The organism is Sphaerotilus natans (assembly GCF_900156335.1).
Lineage (GTDB): Bacteria > Pseudomonadota > Gammaproteobacteria > Burkholderiales > Burkholderiaceae_C > Sphaerotilus > Sphaerotilus natans.
The window spans coordinates 95,260-112,521 of the sequence record NZ_FTMZ01000006.1 but is presented as its reverse complement, the minus strand read 5'-3'; the positions used below and the strand labels follow the sequence as shown (position 1 = coordinate 112,521).

The following is a 17,262-nucleotide window of genomic DNA, read 5'->3' as shown; positions in this document are numbered from 1 at the left end:
CAGATCATGCTGTCATATTTCCATTTCTGGCGGCAAACCCAGGATGGACGCCGGCGCCTTGCTGATCAGCCGGATCGGCATCTCCGCATTGAAGCGGCCCCGCAGGTGCATGCCCCCGTCCACCAGATCGCCCCAGGGCTGGCGCGACGCATAGGCCGCATGCAGGATCGCGAATTCGATGCGCTCGCGCAGGCGGGCATCCAGCGGCTCGTCCGGTTCACCCAGCCGCGCAGCCACGAACAGACGACAGGCTGCCATCTCTGCCCGCGCCCATTGCTGGATTCGGGGAAGATGCCGATCGCGTTGCTCGGGGTGGTCGCGGGCATGGCTCCAGCCATGCCAGAGCTCGCGGCGCCGGCCCTGGCGAGCCGCCTCGGGATCCAGCACCGTGTAGTGGCCCCGCAGGAATTCGCGCTCATGCTCGCGAAGCCGGCGTCGGATCGAGCTCGACACGCCGGCCGATCTTAGGATGAAGCCCTGAGCGTGCTCGAAGGTCATCAGGTAGACCCCGCCACCGGCCGGCAGCGCCGGTTCCGCGCGGCCGGGACCTGGCCAGGCGTGAGGGCCCGACCAAGCCAGGGTGCGGCAGGCGATGCGGTGCGCATCGCGGCGACGGTCGAAGCTCCAGAAATCCGGCAGGTCCATGTTCATGTCCGAATGATGCCGCGTGCACCCGGCACAATCCCCCCATGACCCATTCCCTCCCCCGCCCGGCCTGCGGCGACGACGACACCGAGGTCCTGGTCCTGCCCAACGGCGTGCGCATCCTGGCGGTGCGCCCCTCGCATCTGGCCAGCACGAATGTCAGCATCTATGTGCGCACCGGCAGCCGCCACGAGAGCGCGCGGCTCAACGGCATCAGCCATGTCGTCGAGCACATGGCCTTCAAGGGCACCGCGACGCGCGACTGCCAGCAGATCAACCTGGAGGCCGAGCTGCTCGGCGCCGAGGTCAACGCGCACACCGACAAGGACCACACCGCTTACCACATGCGCGGGCTGGCGCGCGACGCGGCCACCTTCGTGCGCATGCTGGGCGACATCGTGCGCCACGGCAGCTTTCCCGAGGCCGAGCTGGAGCGCGAGCGCCAGGTGATCCTGCAGGAATACATCGAGGACGAGGACGACGCGCTGTCCACCGCCTTCAAGCTCTTCGACGAGGCCTCGTTCGGCAAGCATGCGCTGGCGCAGCCGGTGATCGGGCGGCGGCGCAACATCGAGCGCTTCAGCCGCGACGAGCTGACCGGCTATGTCGCGCGCCAGTACACCGGCAGCAATCTGGTCGTCGCGGTGTCCGGCCCGGTCGATCTGCAGGCGGTGACGCGCGAGGTCGAGGCGGTCTTCGGCGACATGCCCGCCGGCACGCCAAACACCGTGGGCGCCCCGAGCTGGGTCGGCGGCGTCAAGAGCAAGCGCCAGGCGGGCTCCAGCCAGACGCATCTGGTCGCCGGCTTCCCGCTGCCCGACCGCTTCGACCCCCAGGCCGCCACCGGCGTGATGGCCGCAGCGGTGCTGGGCGAGGGCATGAGCTCGCCGCTGCTTGACCGGGTGCGCGAGCGCCTGGGGCTGGTCTACTACGCCGGCTGCTCGGCCGACCAGTCGGATCTGGCCGGGCAGTTCGTGCTGGAGGCCTCGACCACGGCGGAGCATCTCGAGGCCTGCCAGGACGAGATCGTCACGCTGCTGCAGGCCCAGGCCGAGCGGGTCAGCGACACCGACCTGCTGCGCGCGCGCAACCAGATCGCGGTGCGCGCGGTGCGCCAGCGCGAGGGCGCGCAGCACCGGCTGGAGACGGCCGCGCTCGACCTGTTCGCGCTCGGGCGGGTGCGCAGCGGCGCCGAGTGGCTGGCGGCGCTGGAGGCGGTGGACGCCAACGCGGTGCGCGACTGCACCCGGCGCATGCTGGCCGCGCCGGCCGCGGTGGCCATTACCGGCAAGGTGCCGGCCGGCACCCGCGAGCGCACCGAGGAGCGCATGCAGCGCCTGCGCAGCACCGTGACGGGCTGAGCGGCATCCGGGCCAACCCGGATCAGTCATGCCAAGAGAAGATAGCTGCTAGTGTCCGCCGACTCTGGCCGGCATGGCGGTGGGTGCCGAGAATGCGCGCAGTCTCCCTCAGGATTCCGCATGACCTCCGATTGCCGCGCGCTGCCGCCCGTGAAGGGCATTTCCTCGATGGCCACCCGCCAGCTGCTGGCCGAGCTGGTCGCCGACTGGACCGGCCGCAGCGGCCAGCCGGCCGAGATCGCCTCGGTGGGCGGCGTGGACGCGGCCAGGCGCGTCGCCGCGGGCGAGGCCTTCGATGTGGTCATCCTCGGCTCGGACGCGATCGACAAGCTGATGGCCGCCGGCCATGTGCAGCCCGGCAGCCGGGTGGATCTGGTGCGCTCGGGCGTGGCGGTGGCGGTGCGTACCGGTGCCGCGCACCCCGACCTGTCCAGCGAAGACAGCGTCCGCGCCGCCGTGCTGGCCGCGCGCAGCGTGAGCTGTTCCACCGGCCCGAGCGGCGTGGCGCTGGCCCGGCTGTTCGAGCGCTGGGGCATCGCCGCCGAGGTGGCCGCGCGACTGGTCACGCCGCCGCCGGGCACGCCGGTGGGCTCGCTGGTGGCCGCCGGCGAGGTCGAGCTGGGCTTCCAGCAGCTCAGCGAGCTGATCCACGTCGAGGGCATCGACATCGTCGGCCCGCTGCCCGACGCGATCCAGATCACCACCATCTTCTCGGCCGCCATCGCCGCCACCTGCACGCAGCCCGAGGCGGTGCGCGCGATGCTCGACTTCATGACGTCGCCCGAGACGGTCGCCGCCAAGCGCCGCCAGGGCATGGAGCCGGCCTGATCACGGCCCCCGCGTCCGCCCCTTTCTCCCGCCTTTTCACCGAGCGCCCCATGAGCCAAGCCAAACCCCTGATCATCGACGTCCACGGCCACTACACCACCGCGCCGGCCGCGCTGGGCGCCTGGCGCGACCTGCAGATCGCCGCGCTGAAGGACCCGAGCCAGAAGCCCGACCCCAAGGCGCTGAAGATCAGCGACGACGAGCTGCGCGAGTCCATCGAGAAGAACCAGCTGCGCCTGATGAAGGAGCGCGGCTCGGACCTGACCATCTTCAGCCCGCGCGCCAGCTTCATGGCGCACCACATCGGCGACTTCGAGACCTCCAGCACCTGGGCGGCGATCTGCAACGAGCTGTGCTACCGCGTCAGCCAGCTGTTCCCGGACAACTTCATCGGCGCGGCGATGCTGCCGCAGTCGCCGGGCGTGGATCCGAAGACCTGCATCCCCGAGCTGGAGCGCTGCGTCAAGGACTACGGCTTCGTCGGCATCAACCTGAACCCGGATCCGTCGGGCGGCCACTGGAACAGCCCGCCGCTGACCGACCGCCACTGGTACCCCATCTATGAAAAGATGGTCGAGCACGACATCCCGGCGATGATCCACGTCTCGACCAGCTGCAACAGCTGCTTCCACACCACCGGCAGCCATTACCTGAACGCGGACACCACCGCCTTCATGCAGTGCCTGCAGGGCGACCTGTTCAAGGATTTCCCGACGCTGAAGTTCCTGATCCCGCACGGCGGCGGCGCGGTGCCCTACCACTGGGGTCGCTTCCGCGGTCTGGCGCAGGAGATGAAGAAGCCGCTGCTCGACGAGCACCTGATGAACAACATCTTCTTCGACACCTGCGTCTACCACCAGCCGGGCATCGACCTGCTGACCCAGGTGATCCCGGTGAAGAACATCCTGTTCGCCTCCGAGATGATCGGCGCGGTGCGCGGCATCGATCCGCAGACCGGCTACTACTACGACGACACCAAGCGCTACGTCAACGCCACCGAGAACCTCACCGACGAGGAGCGCTACGCGGTGTTCGAGGGCAACGCCCGCCGCGTGTTCAGCCGGCTGGACACCGCGCTGAAGGCCAAGGGGCTGTGAGTCCGGCGGCGCGGTCGGCGTGAACTGACAGGCCGGATGCGCCGATCATCGGTCGGGCCAGTCCACCCGCACCGGCGCCAGCGCCTGGCGCAGTCGCGCCAGGTCGTCGGGCGTGTCCAGATCCTCGACCGGCCCGCGCGTGGCGCAGGGCCAGGGCTGCGGGCGCACGCCCAGCGCCGCCAGCCCCTCGCGCACGCCGGCGCCCTGGGCCGCCAGCCGGGCGGCCAGCGGCGCCGCCAGCAGCAGCGGGTGGCCGACCGTGCCGGCCACCACCGGGCGCATCGCCTCGGTGCCGGCCGGGCGCGCACGCCAGGCGCCGAGCAGGCCGGACAGATCCGCGGCGGTCAGCCAGGGCAGGTCGGCCACCGTCAGCAGCAGATCGGCGTCCGGCCTCTCGGCCTGATGCCATTCCAGCGCCCGGCGCTGCGAGTCGATCAGATCGGGCGTCGGCAGCCGGTGCGGGATGATGCCCGCGCCACAGCGCTCGGCCAGCGCGGTCAGCACCGCCTGGTGCGGCCCGCCGACGACCACGCCCACCTCGGCCACGCCTGCGGTGCGCAGCGCCGCGACCAGCCGCGCCAGCAGGCTCTGGCCTGAGATTTCCAGTGCCGCCTTGGGCCGACCGCCCAGGCGGCGCCCCAGACCGGCCGCCAGCACGAGGGCCTGGACGGGCGCGCTCACGTCGGCGACACCGTCGCCTCGGCCTGGGCCTTGCCGCCGGCCACGCCGGCGCCGGCGGGCAGCCTCGCGCCGTTCTTCGCCGCCACCACCTCGGCCAGGATGGACAGCGCGATCTCGGCCGGCGTGCGGCTGCCGATGTACAGGCCCGCCGGGCCGTGCAGCCGGCCCAGCGCGGCCTCGCCCAGGTCGAAGTGCTCGCGCAGGCGGGCGCGGCGCGTCTCGCTGTTGCGCCGCGAGCCGATCGCGCCGACGTAGAAGGCCTCGGACTGCAGCGCATCGATCAGCGCCAGATCGTCGAGCTTGGGGTCGTGGCTGAGGGCCACCACCGCGGTGCGGCGATCGGGCTTCAGGCGCTGGATCAGGTCGTCGGGCATCTCGGCGCTGAGCGTCACGCCGGGCAGCTGCCAAGCGGCGCGGCGCTCCTCGCGCGGATCGCAGACCCAGACCTCGAAGCCCAGCGCCGGGGCCATGCGGCCGATGAAGTCGGCGATATCACCCGCGCCGATCAGGATCAGTCGCGCGCTCGGGCCGTGCCAGCTCGTCAGCGTCGCCGCGTCGAGCCGGGGCACGCCATCCGGGCGCCCCTCGCTCAGCCGGACCTCGCCGCGGGCCAGATCGAGGTGGCGCTCGACGCTGCGCCGCGCGTCCAGCGCCGCGAGCAGCTCGGCCAGGCGGCTGCGCTCGCTCACCGGCTCGAGCACCAGCTCGATCGTGCCGCCGCAGGGCAGGCCGAAGCGGTGCGCCTCCTCGGCCGAGATGCCGTAGCGCTGCACCTCGGGCGTGCCACGGGCGCAGACGGCGGCCAGGCCGCCCTCGCGCACGCGCGCCACCAGATCGTCCTCGATGCAGCCGCCCGAGACCGAGCCCCAGGTGCGCCCGCGGCCGTCGATCACCATCAGCGAGCCCGGCGGGCGCGGCGCCGAGCCCCAGGTGCGCGCCACCGTCACCAGCACCGGCGAGGTGCCGGCGGCCTGCCAGGCCAGCGCGGTGCGCAGCACCTGGGTGTCGAGATCGTCCATCGTGCCGGTCCTCAGGCGAGCGCGAAGGGCAGCTCGCGCACCGGCCGGCCCACGAGCTGCGCCACGGCGTTGGCGAAGGCCGGCGCCAGCGGCGGCAGGCCCGGCTCGCCGATGCCGGTGGGCGGCTCGGCGCTGGGCACGATGTGCACCGCGAACTCCGGCGTGTCGGTGAGGCGCGGCACGACGAAGTCGCCGAAGTTGCTCTGCTCGACCACGCCGTCCTTCAGCGTGATCGCCGCGCCGGGCAGGCACATCGACAGGCCCATGACGCCCGCGCCCTGGATCTGCGCCTCGATGCTGCGCGGGTTGACCGCCAGGTTGCAGTGCACGCCGGCGGTCGCCTTGTGCAGCACCGCGCGGCCGTCCTGGACGGAGGCCTCGACCACCCAGGCCACGACGGTCGAGAAGGATTCATGCACCGCCACGCCCCAGGCGCGACCGGCCGGCAGCGCACGCCGGCCGTAGCCGCTGCGCTCGACCGCCAGCTTCAGCGCGTCGCGGTGGCGCGGGTGCTGGTCGCCGAACAGCGCCAGGCGGTAGGCCACCGGATCCTGCTTCGTCGTGCGCGCGATCTCGTCCACCAGCGTCTCCATGACGAAGGCGGTGTGGGTCGAGCCCACGCTGCGCCACCACAGCACCGGCACGTTCACCTTGGGGTGGTGCACCGTCAGCCGCATCGGGAAGGGGTAGGGCTCGCGCATGCCCTCCATCGCGGTCGGGTCGATGCCATTCTTGACCATGCCCTCGAAGAAGGTGCCCGAGACGATGGACTGGCCGACCAGCGCATGGTCCCAGGCCAGCACCCGGCCCTGGGCGTCGAAGCCGATGCGGGCACGGTGGACATGCATCGGGCGGTACTGCCCACCCTTGATGTCGTCCTCGCGGCTCCAGACGGTGCGGATCGGGGCGCTCAGGCCGGCGGCGCGGGCCGCCCGGGCGATCGCGCAGGCCTGCACCACAAAGTCGCTCGACGGCACGCCGCGCCGGCCGAAGCCGCCGCCGGCCATCTGCACGTTCATGCGCACCTGCTCGGGCTTGAGGCCCAGCACCTGGGCAGCGGCCCGGGCGTCGCCGCCGGGGAACTGCGTGCCGGTCCAGATCTCGGCCTGGGCCTCGCCGAGCTGCACGGTGCAGTTCAGCGGCTCCATCGGCGCATGCGCCAGGTAGGGGAAGTGAAACTCGGCCTCGATGCGGTGCGGCGCGGTGGCCAGCGGCGCCAGGTCGGCGTCGAAGGCGCGCGGGCCCGGCTGGTCGAGCAGCGCGCGGTATTGCGCCCGCTGCCGGGTGCTGTCGACCTTCTCGACCGCCTCGGTGGCCCACGCGGCCTTCAGCGCGTCGCGGCCCTGCCGGGCGGCCCAGTAGCCGTCGGCCACCACCGCGACGCCCTCGCCGCCGGCGGCCACCGGCACGCGCAGCACCGCGCGCACGCCGCGCACCGCCCGCGCCGCGCTGTCGTCCAGCGAGGCCAGCCGCGCGCCGAACACCGGCGGATGCGCCACCACCGCGGTCAGCTGGCCCGGCCGCTTCACGTCGATGCCGAAGTCCTGCTGGCCGCTGCTCTTGGCGCGGGCGTCGAGCCGGCCGGTGGCGCGGCCGATCAGGCGGAAGTCCTTCGGATCCTTCAGCGTGACGGCGGCCGGCACCGGCTGCGCCATCGCGGCCTCGGCCAGCTCGCCGTAGCCGGCGCGGCGGCCGTCCGGCGCGATCACCTGGCCGGATTCGGTGCGCAGCCGCGCCGCATCCAGCTTCCAGCGCGCGGCGGCCGTGGCCACCAGCATCGCACGGGCGCGGGCACCCAGCTCGCGGTACTGCGGATAGCTGTGCTTCATCGCGGTCGAGCCGCCGGTCAGGTGCATGCCGTAGAGCGGATCGGCGTAGGCCGGATCGCTGTTGCCGTGACGCACCTGCACCCGCGACCAGTCGGCGTCGAGCTCCTCGGCCAGCACCATCGCCAGGCCGGTGCCGATGCCCTGGCCGAATTCCAGCCGGTTGAGGGTCACGGTCACGCCGCCGTCGGGCGCGATCTGCACGAAGGAGGCGGGCTGCTGCGTCGGCTTCAGGCCGGCGGCGGAGGCGGCGCCTTGCGCCAGGGCGTCGGCCACGCCCAGCGGGCCCAGGCCCAGCGCCAGGCCGCCCAGACCGGCGAGTTTCAGGAAGCCGCGCCGGGGCAGGGCGGCGGAGGTGTCGGCGTGCGCGGCATCGCGCTCGGCCAGGTGCTGCAGCGCGCGCGGCAGTTCGGGGAGGTGCTCGATCAGCATGGGGCGGAGTCCTGCGTCAGGCCAGGGAACGGGCGGCGTCAGCCACCGCGGCGCGGATTCGGGCATAGGTGCCGCAGCGGCAGATGTTGCCGGCCATCGCGGCGTCGATCTCGGCCGCGGTGGGCGGCTTGCCGCGCGGCCGGGACTTCAGGAAGGCGGTGGCGCTCATGATCTGGCCGGACTGGCAGTAGCCGCACTGCGCGACATCGTGCTTGACCCAGGCCTCGCGCACCGCACGGCCGACCGGGTCGCTGCCGTCGGTGACCTGCTCGATCGTGGTGATGCGCCGGCCCTCGACCGCGGCCACCGGCGTCACGCAGGAGCGGGTGGCCTGGCCGTCGACATGCACGGTGCAGGCGCCGCACAGCGCCGCGCCGCAGCCGAACTTGGTGCCGGTCAGGCCGAGCGCGTCGCGCAGGGCCCAGAGCACCGGCGTGGACGGATCGACATCGAGCGTGCGTTCACGGCCGTTGATGTTCAGTCGTGTCATGGCAGATCCTGCAAGGCAAGGGGTGGACAAGGCGTCGAGAGACAGAGGAGAGCACTCTAGGCAGACCGCCCCGCCGGCGCCAGTCCAGCCGGCCTTGCTGGACCCGCAAGTGCAACTTGATAATCTGCCCCATGCCCATCAATGAACTGCGTGCACTGTCCACCTTCGCCCGGGCCGTCGAGCTCGGCAGCATCCGCCAAGCCGCCCAGGCGCAGGGCGTGACCCCGCAGGCCGCCAGCCAGGCCATCGCCCAGCTGGAGCAGCACCTGGGCGTGCGGCTGCTGCACCGAACCACCCGCCGCCTAGCGCTGACCGAGGAGGGCCAGCATTTCCTCGAACGCACCCGCCCAGCCCTGGCGACGCTGGAGCGCGCGCTGCTGAGCACCCGGGAGGCCAAGGACGAGATCGCCGGCCCTTTGCGCATCGTCGGTCCGCGCTCGTCGTTCGCGACGCTGCTGGTGCCGCTGCTCGACACCTTCTGCCGCGCCCACCCGGGCATCCAGCCCGACGTGCAGCTTGACGACGGCCTGGGCGACTGGGTGCGCGACCGCGTCGACGTGGGCTTTCGCATGGGGCGCTCGCCGGACGAGGGCGTGGTCGGACGGCTGCTGTTTCCGGTCCAGCTGGTCATGGTGGCCTCGCCGGCCTACCTGGCCCGCCACGGCGTTCCGCGTACGGTCGAGGATCTGCAGCAGCACCGCTGCAGCGTCTTCCGCCATCCCTCGACCGGCCGCACCCTCCCGTGGTTCCTCCCGTCCGGCGGCGAGCCAGAGACACGCGAGATGGAGATGGTGCCGGCACTGGCCACCAACGACAGCGAACTCGAGCTGCAGGCGGTACTCGCCGGTCAGGTGATCGCGCAGGTGGCCAGCTTTGCGGCCGCACCGCTGATGCGCAGCGGCCGCATGGTGCCGGTGCTGCTCGATCAGGTCTGCGCGCCGATCGACCTGCATGTCTATTACGGCAGCCGCACCGCGCTGCCCCGGCGGGTGCGCGCCTTCGTCGATCTGGCCGTCGAGCAGCTCAAGGACAACCCGGCTTATGTGCTGGACACGCAGGAACTGGCTGCACTGGCGATGCGCTGCGCCTGACGGATCGCCTTGGCTGCAACGCCTTGAATTGAAGTTCGTCAATGATAAGTTTCATTATCATTGACAGTTTTTTTCCAGAAAAAACCGGGCCAACGGCAAAGCGGGAGTGGCTCTGAGTGGCTCTTCTTGCCGGGATGCCCAGTGGCAGCTTGAAGCGCAGTCCGTTACGCTGCTCCGATTCCCCTTGAGCCGAGCCCACCCGTGAGCGATGACACCGCCCTGATCGACATGTGCGATGCCCTGATCCACACCCGCCAGCACACCGGCCCGAAGCATCTGGAGGCGCCCGGGCCGGACGAGGCCGAACTGGAGGCGCTGTTTGCCGCCGCAGCTGCCGCACCCGACCACCACCAGCTGCGCCCCTGGCGCTTCCTGGTGCTGGGCGAGGCAGCGCGCCAGCGCCTGTCCGAAGTCTTCGTCGAGGCGCTGCGCCAGCGCGATCCACAGGCGCGGCCCGATCAGCTCGAGGATGCGCGGATCAAGGCCTTTCGCGGGCCGGTGCTGATCCTGGCGATCGTCGACCTGCGCGCCGACGATCCGGAGGTTCCCGCCTTCGAGCGGGTGTTCTCGCTGGGCTGCGCGGTGCAGAACCTGCTGCTGGCGGCGCGCGCACGCGGCTTCGGCAGCGGCCTGTCGAGCGGGCGGGCGCTGCACACGCCGCTGATGCACCAGGCCTTTGGCCTGGCCGAGGGCGAGCAGCCAGTGTGCTTCATCAGCCTGGGCACGCCGCGGCGCAGCCGGCCGATCCGGCCGCGTCCGGCGGTGGCGGAGTTCGTGCAGAGGATCTGAATCTGAGGCCCCGGGCGTGCAGGCCTCGTCCTCGTGCGAGGCTGGAAACCAGAGTGCAGAGTGAGAGTGCAATCGCATTGCCGTTAGTATTCTTGATGACCGGAAATCGGCCTTGGTTATTTTTCGATCAAAACTCATTGTTATGTAAAAACATTGATTCAAATGATTTGCCTACCAATGAACATTGCATTCAACAGAGTGATCATCTACATTCCGGCCCATCGTCTCTTCCCAAGATCCGACGGGCCATGACTCTGCGATCCACCTTCGCCCAGGCCGACAGCCTGCTCTACCGGCTGCGTGCCGCCGGCACGCTGCTCGGCGTCACCGACAACACGCTGCGCGGCTATGCCGACCATGCCGGCATCGCGGTGCGACGCGCCTCCGACCTGACGCCGGGCGCGCCGGCCGTGCGGGTGTTCTCGCCCGACACGCTGTTCCAGCTGGCGCAGTGGCGCCGCGCGCAGCATTACGTGAAGGCGCCGGCGGCCGGCAGCGGCCCGATCGTCATCACCGTCGATGTCATCAAGGGCGGCACCGGCAAGACCACCACCAGCGTCGAGGCCGCGCTGCACCTGCAGCTGCTGGGCCTGCGGGTGCTGCTGGTCGATCTGGACGTGCAGGCCAACGCCACCCAGCTGATGGGCTACGAGCCCGACCTGACGCTCGACGAGGCCGAGGCCTACGGCGTGACGTCGGCTGCGATCGTGCAGGACACCTTCGCCTCGGTGCTGATGCCCTTCCTGGAAGGCCGCCAGCGCAACCAGCCGGTGCGCGCGATGCCCCAGGGCGTGATCAAGAAGCCTTTCGGCGAGCACGGGCCGCACCTGATCCCGGCCGACACCTTCCTGGGCGACATCGAGCCGGCGCTGGCCAATGCCAAGGGCCAGCGCGAGCTCTACCTGCGGCAGCTGATCGCCGCCTCGCTGGCGGGCAGCACGCCGGGGCTGGACCTGTCGGTCTACGACGTGATCGTCTTCGACTGCCCGCCCAGCGTCAGCTTCACCAGCACCGCCGCGATCGCCGCGGCCGATCTGGTGATCGCACCGATCCGGCTCGACGCCTTCAGCGTCAAGGGCCTGACCAAGCTGATGAGCGAGATCGACGGCCTGGACGCCGCCTACCATGTGCGCCCGGAGCTGATCATCCTGCCGACCCACTACGCGCCGCAGCTCGCGCGCATCGGCCGGATGCAGACGCAGCTCAACCAGTACCGCGACCTGATCGCGCCCTGCGCGATCTCGGCCTCCGAGGAATTCCCGAAGTCGCTCGACAGCTACCTGCCGCTGACGCTGCAGAAGCCCACCTGCCATCCCTCGAAGGAATACCGCCTGTTCGCCGAGCACCTGCACGGCCGCATCCTGACCCTGGCCGCCGCCCGCCGCCGCACCGCATCATGACCAAGCAGAGACTCATCCTCCCGAACGACGGCCGTCCGCTGATGCCGATGCCGGCCTTCTCGAACGCGCCGCGCTCGGCCGCGCCGGCCGGGCGCCGGCTGGTGCATCTGGCTGTCGACCTGATCGACGCCCACCCGCTGGCGCCGCGCGAGATCTACACCGAGCGCATGATCCGCGAGCGCGCCGACGACCTGCGCGCGCAGGGGCAGCACGATCCGATCCATGTGATCCCGAACCCGGACACGCCGGGGCGCTACATCATCTGCGACGGCTGGACGCGGGTGCAGGCCTGCCGGGTGCACGGCGCGCTCGACACGCTGCTGGCCGAGATCCACGAGGGCCTGTCGCTGCGCGAGGCGGCCTGGTTCGGCTACGAGCAGAACGAGGGCCGCGAGCAGCAGTCCGACTACGACCGCGCGATGTTCCACGAGAAGCTGCTGGCCGACGGCGAGACCGCCGAAGAGCTGGCGCGGCGCGGCGGCTTCCACAAGTCGATGATGACCTTCCTGCGCGCCTACGCCAAGCTGCCGGCCGGCGTGCTGGAACTCGTGCGCGCGCATCCGCAGAAGTTCGGCTCGCGGGTCGCCTACGAGCTGCACCGGCTGCATGAGGCCTGCGGCGAGGCCGCGGCGCTGGAGCTGGCCACCGAGTTCGCCACCAACCCGGACGACCTGCCGGTGCGCTGGCTGCTCGACCGGGTGCGCGAGCTGCGTGCCCAGACCCGCGATGCCACGCCCGCAGAGAAGACAGAGAAAAAAGCCGCCAAGGCCTGGCCGGCGCATCAGGTCTACGACAGCGCCGAGGCACGTGGCTACTACCGCCGCCGCGACGGCCGCATCCAGCTCTCGCTGGAGGTCGCGCCCCAGCACCGCGAGGCCTTCGCGCAAGGGCTGGAGCAGCTGCTCAAGACCCTGGGCGAACCTGCACCGGGCGATCCGGTTTGAACGTTCAAACCAGACCGCACAAGCCCGGTGCCTGCACGCACCGGAGATGCCCATCACCCGCCCCTCGCTGCGCAGGCATGGTGCGGTGCTGAACCGGGTTCGCGGCGCACGCCTCAGGCACGCCGCTTGCGTTGGGTCTGTTCAGGAGGCGACCGCAGCGCGGTTCGTCAGACCGAAGGGTCGCTAGGGTTCCGAGGCCTACCATGCGGCAGGCCTGTCTGGTCCGAGAGCGACCGGCCTCAAGTGCCCGCGGCAGCTGCCGCGACGGCACTCAGGCTCCACGGCGGGACAAAAGCCCGGGAGGAACACTTCTGCGTCGAGGTGGCCTCCCCGGATCGTGTCCTTTTTCAGCCTGGAGCCCCGAATGCCTGCTTTTCTCTCCCGCGTGACCTCCGGCCTTGTCGCCGGCGTGCTGGCCGCCAGCGGCCTGTTGGCGGCGCTGCCCGCCCGGGCCGAAGTCAAGGTCGGCGTCTCGGACTGGCCGGGCTGGGTCGCCTGGTATGTCGCCGAGAAGAAGGGCTTCTTCAAGAAGCACGGCGCCGACGTGAAGCTGGTCTGGTTCCCGAACTACACCGACTCGATCTCGGCGCTGTCGGCCGGCCAGCTCGACGCCAACTCGCAGACCTGGTCCGACACCATGGGCCCGCTGGCCAAGGGCGTTCCGGTCAAGGCCATCCTGGTCAACGACAACTCCGCCGGCAACGACGCGCTGGTCGTCAGCCCGAAGATCCGCGCCTTCGCCGACCTGAAGGGCAAGTCGATCGCACTGGAGCAGTACAGCGTCTCGCATTTCGTGCTGGTCAACGCGCTGGCGAAGAACGGCCTGAAGGCGAGCGACGTGAAGATCGTCAACCTGTCGGCCGGCGACGCGGCGGCGGCCTTCCTCGGCGGCCGGGTCGAGGCGGCGGTGGTCTGGAATCCGTGGATCCACCAGATCGAGACCAGCGGCAAGGGCCGCGCGCTGTTCACCTCCAAGGACCTGCCCGGCCTGATTCCCGACCTGCTGGTCGCGCAGGACAAGGCCATCGCCGCCAAGCGCAAGGATCTGGTCGGCATGATCCGAGCCTGGTTCGACACGGTGGCCTTCATCCAGTCGAATCCGGACGAGGCTGCGGCGATCATGGGCAAGGTGGTCGAGATGAAGCCGCAGGACTACAAGGTCTTCCTGCCCGGCACGCGCTTCTTCGATGCCCGGCTCAACCAGGAAGCCTTCGCCGACGCCAGCCAGCCGCGCTCGCTACTGGGCGTGGCGCCGACGGTGCTGCAGTTCCTGAACGACAACAAGCTGATCGAGGGCCGCGCCGACCCGGCGCGCGGCATCGACGCCAGCCTGCTGGCCGAGGCGCTCAAGCGCTGAACCGGCAGGCCACGCCATGAGCACGAGAACGATGTCGCTGTGGAGGGTGCGCGCGGCGCTGCCCCGGCGGCTGCATGCGCTGCTGGCCCTGGCCGGGCTGGTGCTGCCGCTGCTGGCCTGGTGGCTGCTGAGCAGCGTGGCCGGCGCCGACCCGATCTTCCTGCCCTCGCCGGGCCAGGTCTGGAGCCGCGCGGCGGGCTGGTGGGACAGCGGCCTGGCCGGCGACATCGGCGCCAGCGTCGGGCGGGTGCTCGCCGGCTTCCTGCTGTCGGCGCTGGTGGCGCTGCCGCTGGGGCTGCTGATCGGCAGCTTCCGCGCGGTGCAGGCGCTGCTGGAGCCGCTGACCGACTTCATCCGCTACATGCCGGCGGTGGCCTTCATCCCGCTGGTGATGCTGTGGGTCGGCATCGAGGAGTCGTCCAAGGTCGCGATCATCTTCATCGGCACCTTCTTCCAGATGGTGCTGATGGTGGCCGAGGATGTGCGCCGGGTGCCGATGGCGCAGATCGAGGCGGCGCAGACGATGGGCGCCAGCCGCGTCGAGCTGCTGGAGCGGGTGATCCTGCCCTCGGCGCGGCCGGCGCTGCTCGACACGCTGCGGGTGACGATGGGCTGGGCCTGGACCTATCTGGTGGTGGCCGAGCTGGTCGCGGCGCAGTCCGGCCTGGGGCACGCGATCCTGAAGGCGCAGCGCTTCCTGCAGACCGACAAGATCTTCGCCGGCATCCTGCTGATCGGACTGATCGGGCTGCTGAGCGACCAGGCCTTCCGCTGGCTGCACCGGCGCGCCTTTCCCTGGCTGCATCTGAGGGGCTGAAGCCATGAACCCGAATCCAGCAGAGAAGACAGAGAACCCGGAAAAGCTGCCGAAGATCGAGGTGCGCGGCCTGCGCAAGCGCTACGAGGGCGCGGCGATCGACGTGCTGCAGGGCATCGACCTGCGCATCGAGGCGGGCGAGTTCGTCACCTTCGTCGGCGCGTCCGGCTGCGGCAAGTCGACGCTGCTGCGCTGCATCGGCGGCCTGGAGCACCATGACAGCGGCGAGCTGAAGGTCGACGGCCGCGCGGTCGACGGCCCCGGGCCGGAGCGCGGCATGGTCTTCCAGCACTACAGCCTCTACCCGTGGCTGTCGGTGCGCGAGAACATCCGCTTCTGCCGCCAGCTGCGCGTGCACACCGGCGAGCGCACCAGCGCCGAGGTCGAGGCCGCCAGCGGCCGCGCCGACGCGCTGCTGCGGCTGATGGGCCTGGGCGCGGTGGCCGAGGCCTGGCCGGCACAGCTCTCCGGCGGCATGCAGCAGCGGGTGGCGATCGCGCGGGCGCTGATGAGCCGCCCGGGCGTGCTGCTGATGGACGAGCCCTTCGGCGCGCTCGACGCGCAGACCCGCGAGGTGATGCACGAGCTGATCGCGCATGTGCACCGGCTCGAGCGCACCACGGTGGTCTTCGTCACCCACGATGTCGAGGAGGCGATCTACCTCGGCAGCCGGGTGGTGCTGATGGCGCCGCGCCCCGGGCGCATCGACACCGTCTTCGAGGTGCCGCTGCCGGCGCGGCGCCAGCCGGAGATGAAGCACGCGCCGGAGTTCCTCGCGCTCAAGCGCCGCATTCTCGAGCGCATCCGCGCCACCACCGGCATGGACACCGATCACGAGCTGCTCGAGCGCCTGTCGGCCTCTGCCGCCCCCTGATTCCCGATCCGACCTGATCCGACCCGATCCCGAACGACTTGCCGGAGGCCGCCCGCCGGGGGCCTCGGAAGGAGAAGCCATGTCCGCACATCATCCCGAACACACCCTGGACAACCCGCCGCCGGCCGTACCGGTGGACGCGCCGGCGCACTGGCGCCGCTTCGCGCCGGAGCTGCCGGCCGACCGGGTCGTCTTCAGCGAGCTGGTGCCTGGCGGCGGCCACTGGAGCTGGCGCCTGAGCCGCGGCATGGCGCTGCGCTTCGTCGCGCTCGATGCGGGGGCCAACTGCTCGGTGCTGCTGTACGCCGCGCACGACCGGCTGGAACGCTACAACGCGCCCGACAGCCTGAAGGCCCAGCACACCGCCCACTACCGCCGCGGCCATGTGCTGATGAGCGACATGGGCCGCGCGATGGCCTCGATCACCGAGGACACGCTCGGCTGGCACGACCCCTTCGGCCTGCTGCTCGACAGCCGCCGCATGGCCGCGAAGTACGGCGAACGGCGCTACGAGACGGCCCGCAACGCGATGCACCGCAGCGGCCAGGACGGCCTGCTGATCGAGATCGGCAAGCACGGCCTGGGCGCGCGCGACCTGATCACGCCGGTCAACCTGTTCAGCAAGGTCAGCGTCGACGCGGCCGGCCGCTTCCAGTTCCACGCGGACCACAGCCCGGCCGGCGCCATGGTCGAGCTGCGCCTGGACATGGACGTGATCGTCGCCATCAGCACCGCGCCGCATCCGCTGGACCCGCGCCCCGCCTACGCGCCGGCCAAGGTCGGCATCGCCGCCTGGCGCCGCGGGCCGGCACCGGCCGACGACCTCTGCCGCAACTTCCGCCCGGAATGCGCCCGGGCCCACCACAACAGCGACGTGTTCGCGCTGTGCTGACCCCGGCCCCGGAGACCGCCATGACCGACATGACCGACATGACTGACCCGATCGTCATCCCTCCCGCAACCTCCTCCCTCGTCGAGAGCGACCTCGACCCCGCTCAGGCCGTCCGGCGCCACCGCCAAGCCGCCGGCGAGCCCTGGCTGACCGAGATCCGTGCCGGCCAGACCCTGCGCATCGTCGACCTGATGGGCAACCAGGCTGTCGACGTCATCTTCTACGACCGCCACGACCCGGCCGAGCACTACAGCGCCACCGAGACCCTGCTGGCCCAGGGCAGCCTCTACCTGAGCACCGGCTCGGTGCTGATGAGCAACACCGGACGGCCGCTGCTGACCCTCGTCGCCGACACCTGCGGTCGCCACGACACGCTCGGCGGCGCCTGCGCGGCCGAGAGCAACACCGTGCGCTATGCGCTGCAGAAGAAGTTCATGCACAGCTGCCGCGACAACTACCTGCTGGCCCTGGCCCAGGCCGACGTCGGGCTGGGCAAGCGCGATCTGGTGCCCAACATCAACTTCTTCATGAACGTGCCGGTCACGCCCGAGGGCGGGCTGACCTTCGCCGACGGGGTGTCGGCGCCCGGCAAGTACGTCGAGCTGCGCGCCGAGCGCGATGTCTGGATGCTGGTGTCCAACTGCCCGCAGCTCAACAACCCCTGCAACGCCTACGACCCGACGCCGGTCGAGTTCCTGATCTGGGACGGAGCCTGAAGC

Annotated in this window: 17 protein-coding genes and 1 riboswitch; of the genes, 12 read left to right on the top strand and 5 right to left on the bottom strand. The window is 71.0% G+C overall.

Annotated features, from left to right (window positions below):
• Positions 1-12: 12 nt before the first annotated feature.
• Positions 13-651 carry a hypothetical protein gene (locus BW996_RS07705; RefSeq protein WP_139330792.1) on the bottom strand — a complete coding sequence of 213 codons (639 nt, stop codon included), beginning with the start codon at positions 649-651 and terminating at the stop codon, positions 13-15.
• Positions 652-689: 38 nt separating this feature from the next.
• Between BW996_RS07705 and BW996_RS07700 the strand changes: the two genes are divergently transcribed.
• The 3 genes from BW996_RS07700 (at position 690) to BW996_RS07690 (ending at position 3,931) form a co-directional block, all read left to right on the top strand.
• Positions 690-2,006: a M16 family metallopeptidase gene (locus tag BW996_RS07700; protein ID WP_051632189.1), complete on the top strand. Its 1,317-nt coding sequence runs from the start codon at positions 690-692 to the stop codon at positions 2,004-2,006.
• 120 nt (positions 2,007-2,126) lie between these two features.
• Complete coding sequence (locus BW996_RS07695) at positions 2,127-2,834, top strand: substrate-binding domain-containing protein (RefSeq protein ID WP_241462041.1); 708 nt, start codon at positions 2,127-2,129, stop codon at positions 2,832-2,834.
• 68 nt (positions 2,835-2,902) lie between these two features.
• Positions 2,903-3,931, top strand: a complete 1,029-nt coding sequence (locus BW996_RS07690; RefSeq protein WP_037484688.1) for an amidohydrolase family protein — start codon at positions 2,903-2,905, stop codon at positions 3,929-3,931.
• A 45-nt stretch (positions 3,932-3,976) separates the two neighbouring features.
• On the opposite strand, the gene BW996_RS07685 is transcribed toward BW996_RS07690, so the two are convergent.
• The 4 genes from BW996_RS07685 to BW996_RS07670 are packed head-to-tail and all read right to left on the bottom strand — an operon-like array spanning position 3,977 to position 8,379.
• The gene (locus tag BW996_RS07685) at positions 3,977-4,612 is read right to left on the bottom strand and encodes an NTP transferase domain-containing protein (protein ID WP_051632188.1); all 636 of its coding nucleotides are present in this window, start codon (positions 4,610-4,612) and stop codon (positions 3,977-3,979) included.
• The gene (locus tag BW996_RS07680; RefSeq protein WP_076458820.1) at positions 4,609-5,631 is read right to left on the bottom strand and encodes an XdhC family protein; all 1,023 of its coding nucleotides are present in this window, start codon (positions 5,629-5,631) and stop codon (positions 4,609-4,611) included. The genes BW996_RS07685 and BW996_RS07680 overlap by 4 nt, the downstream gene beginning before the upstream one ends.
• A gap of 11 nt (positions 5,632-5,642) precedes the next feature.
• Complete coding sequence (locus BW996_RS07675) at positions 5,643-7,889, bottom strand: xanthine dehydrogenase family protein molybdopterin-binding subunit (RefSeq protein WP_037485753.1); 2,247 nt, start codon at positions 7,887-7,889, stop codon at positions 5,643-5,645.
• 16 nt (positions 7,890-7,905) lie between these two features.
• On the bottom strand, positions 7,906-8,379 hold the full coding sequence (locus BW996_RS07670) for a (2Fe-2S)-binding protein (RefSeq protein WP_037485749.1): 474 nt from the start codon (positions 8,377-8,379) through the stop codon (positions 7,906-7,908).
• A gap of 131 nt (positions 8,380-8,510) precedes the next feature.
• On the opposite strand from BW996_RS07670, the gene BW996_RS07665 reads away from it, so the two are divergent.
• The 9 genes from BW996_RS07665 (at position 8,511) to BW996_RS07625 (ending at position 17,259) form a co-directional block, all read left to right on the top strand.
• Positions 8,511-9,470 carry a LysR family transcriptional regulator gene (locus tag BW996_RS07665; RefSeq protein WP_037485748.1) on the top strand — a complete coding sequence of 320 codons (960 nt, stop codon included), beginning with the start codon at positions 8,511-8,513 and terminating at the stop codon, positions 9,468-9,470.
• A 201-nt stretch (positions 9,471-9,671) separates the two neighbouring features.
• Positions 9,672-10,259, top strand: coding sequence for a nitroreductase family protein (locus BW996_RS07660; protein ID WP_241462057.1), 588 nt, complete (start codon positions 9,672-9,674; stop codon positions 10,257-10,259).
• A gap of 248 nt (positions 10,260-10,507) precedes the next feature.
• Positions 10,508-11,659 carry a ParA family protein gene (locus BW996_RS07655; protein ID WP_051632303.1) on the top strand — a complete coding sequence of 384 codons (1,152 nt, stop codon included), beginning with the start codon at positions 10,508-10,510 and terminating at the stop codon, positions 11,657-11,659.
• Complete coding sequence (locus BW996_RS07650; protein ID WP_051632302.1) at positions 11,656-12,603, top strand: ParB/RepB/Spo0J family partition protein; 948 nt, start codon at positions 11,656-11,658, stop codon at positions 12,601-12,603. The genes BW996_RS07655 and BW996_RS07650 overlap by 4 nt, the downstream gene beginning before the upstream one ends.
• A gap of 172 nt (positions 12,604-12,775) precedes the next feature.
• Positions 12,776-12,908: riboswitch (guanidine-I (ykkC/yxkD leader) on the top strand.
• A gap of 80 nt (positions 12,909-12,988) precedes the next feature.
• Entirely contained in the window at positions 12,989-13,960 is a 972-nt protein-coding gene (locus BW996_RS07645) for an ABC transporter substrate-binding protein (RefSeq protein ID WP_245801906.1), read from the top strand.
• A 16-nt stretch (positions 13,961-13,976) separates the two neighbouring features.
• The gene (locus BW996_RS07640; protein ID WP_037485743.1) at positions 13,977-14,777 is read left to right on the top strand and encodes an ABC transporter permease; all 801 of its coding nucleotides are present in this window, start codon (positions 13,977-13,979) and stop codon (positions 14,775-14,777) included.
• Positions 14,778-14,781: 4 nt separating this feature from the next.
• The gene (locus BW996_RS07635; protein ID WP_051632300.1) at positions 14,782-15,651 is read left to right on the top strand and encodes an ABC transporter ATP-binding protein; all 870 of its coding nucleotides are present in this window, start codon (positions 14,782-14,784) and stop codon (positions 15,649-15,651) included.
• Positions 15,652-15,730: 79 nt separating this feature from the next.
• The gene (locus tag BW996_RS07630) at positions 15,731-16,543 is read left to right on the top strand and encodes an urea amidolyase associated protein UAAP1 (protein ID WP_051632299.1); all 813 of its coding nucleotides are present in this window, start codon (positions 15,731-15,733) and stop codon (positions 16,541-16,543) included.
• A gap of 29 nt (positions 16,544-16,572) precedes the next feature.
• The gene (locus tag BW996_RS07625) at positions 16,573-17,259 is read left to right on the top strand and encodes an urea amidolyase associated protein UAAP2 (protein WP_375132213.1); all 687 of its coding nucleotides are present in this window, start codon (positions 16,573-16,575) and stop codon (positions 17,257-17,259) included.
• Positions 17,260-17,262: the final 3 nt, after the last annotated feature.

What these genes read in the sequence shown, in the direction of transcription:
- BW996_RS07705 (WP_139330792.1), bottom strand. Translation starts at nt 651, where the DNA reads ATGAACATGGACCTGCCGGATTTCTGGAGCTTCGACCGTCGCCGCGAT.
- BW996_RS07700 (WP_051632189.1), top strand. Translation starts at nt 690, where the DNA reads ATGACCCATTCCCTCCCCCGCCCGGCCTGCGGCGACGACGACACCGAG.
- BW996_RS07695 (WP_241462041.1), top strand. Translation starts at nt 2,127, where the DNA reads ATGACCTCCGATTGCCGCGCGCTGCCGCCCGTGAAGGGCATTTCCTCG.
- BW996_RS07680 (WP_076458820.1), bottom strand. Translation starts at nt 5,631, where the DNA reads ATGGACGATCTCGACACCCAGGTGCTGCGCACCGCGCTGGCCTGGCAG.
- BW996_RS07675 (WP_037485753.1), bottom strand. Translation starts at nt 7,889, where the DNA reads ATGCTGATCGAGCACCTCCCCGAACTGCCGCGCGCGCTGCAGCACCTG.
- BW996_RS07670 (WP_037485749.1), bottom strand. Translation starts at nt 8,379, where the DNA reads ATGACACGACTGAACATCAACGGCCGTGAACGCACGCTCGATGTCGAT.
- BW996_RS07665 (WP_037485748.1), top strand. Translation starts at nt 8,511, where the DNA reads ATGCCCATCAATGAACTGCGTGCACTGTCCACCTTCGCCCGGGCCGTC.
- BW996_RS07655 (WP_051632303.1), top strand. Translation starts at nt 10,508, where the DNA reads ATGACTCTGCGATCCACCTTCGCCCAGGCCGACAGCCTGCTCTACCGG.
- BW996_RS07650 (WP_051632302.1), top strand. Translation starts at nt 11,656, where the DNA reads ATGACCAAGCAGAGACTCATCCTCCCGAACGACGGCCGTCCGCTGATG.
- BW996_RS07640 (WP_037485743.1), top strand. Translation starts at nt 13,977, where the DNA reads ATGAGCACGAGAACGATGTCGCTGTGGAGGGTGCGCGCGGCGCTGCCC.
- BW996_RS07635 (WP_051632300.1), top strand. Translation starts at nt 14,782, where the DNA reads ATGAACCCGAATCCAGCAGAGAAGACAGAGAACCCGGAAAAGCTGCCG.
- BW996_RS07630 (WP_051632299.1), top strand. Translation starts at nt 15,731, where the DNA reads ATGTCCGCACATCATCCCGAACACACCCTGGACAACCCGCCGCCGGCC.
- BW996_RS07625 (WP_375132213.1), top strand. Translation starts at nt 16,573, where the DNA reads ATGACCGACATGACTGACCCGATCGTCATCCCTCCCGCAACCTCCTCC.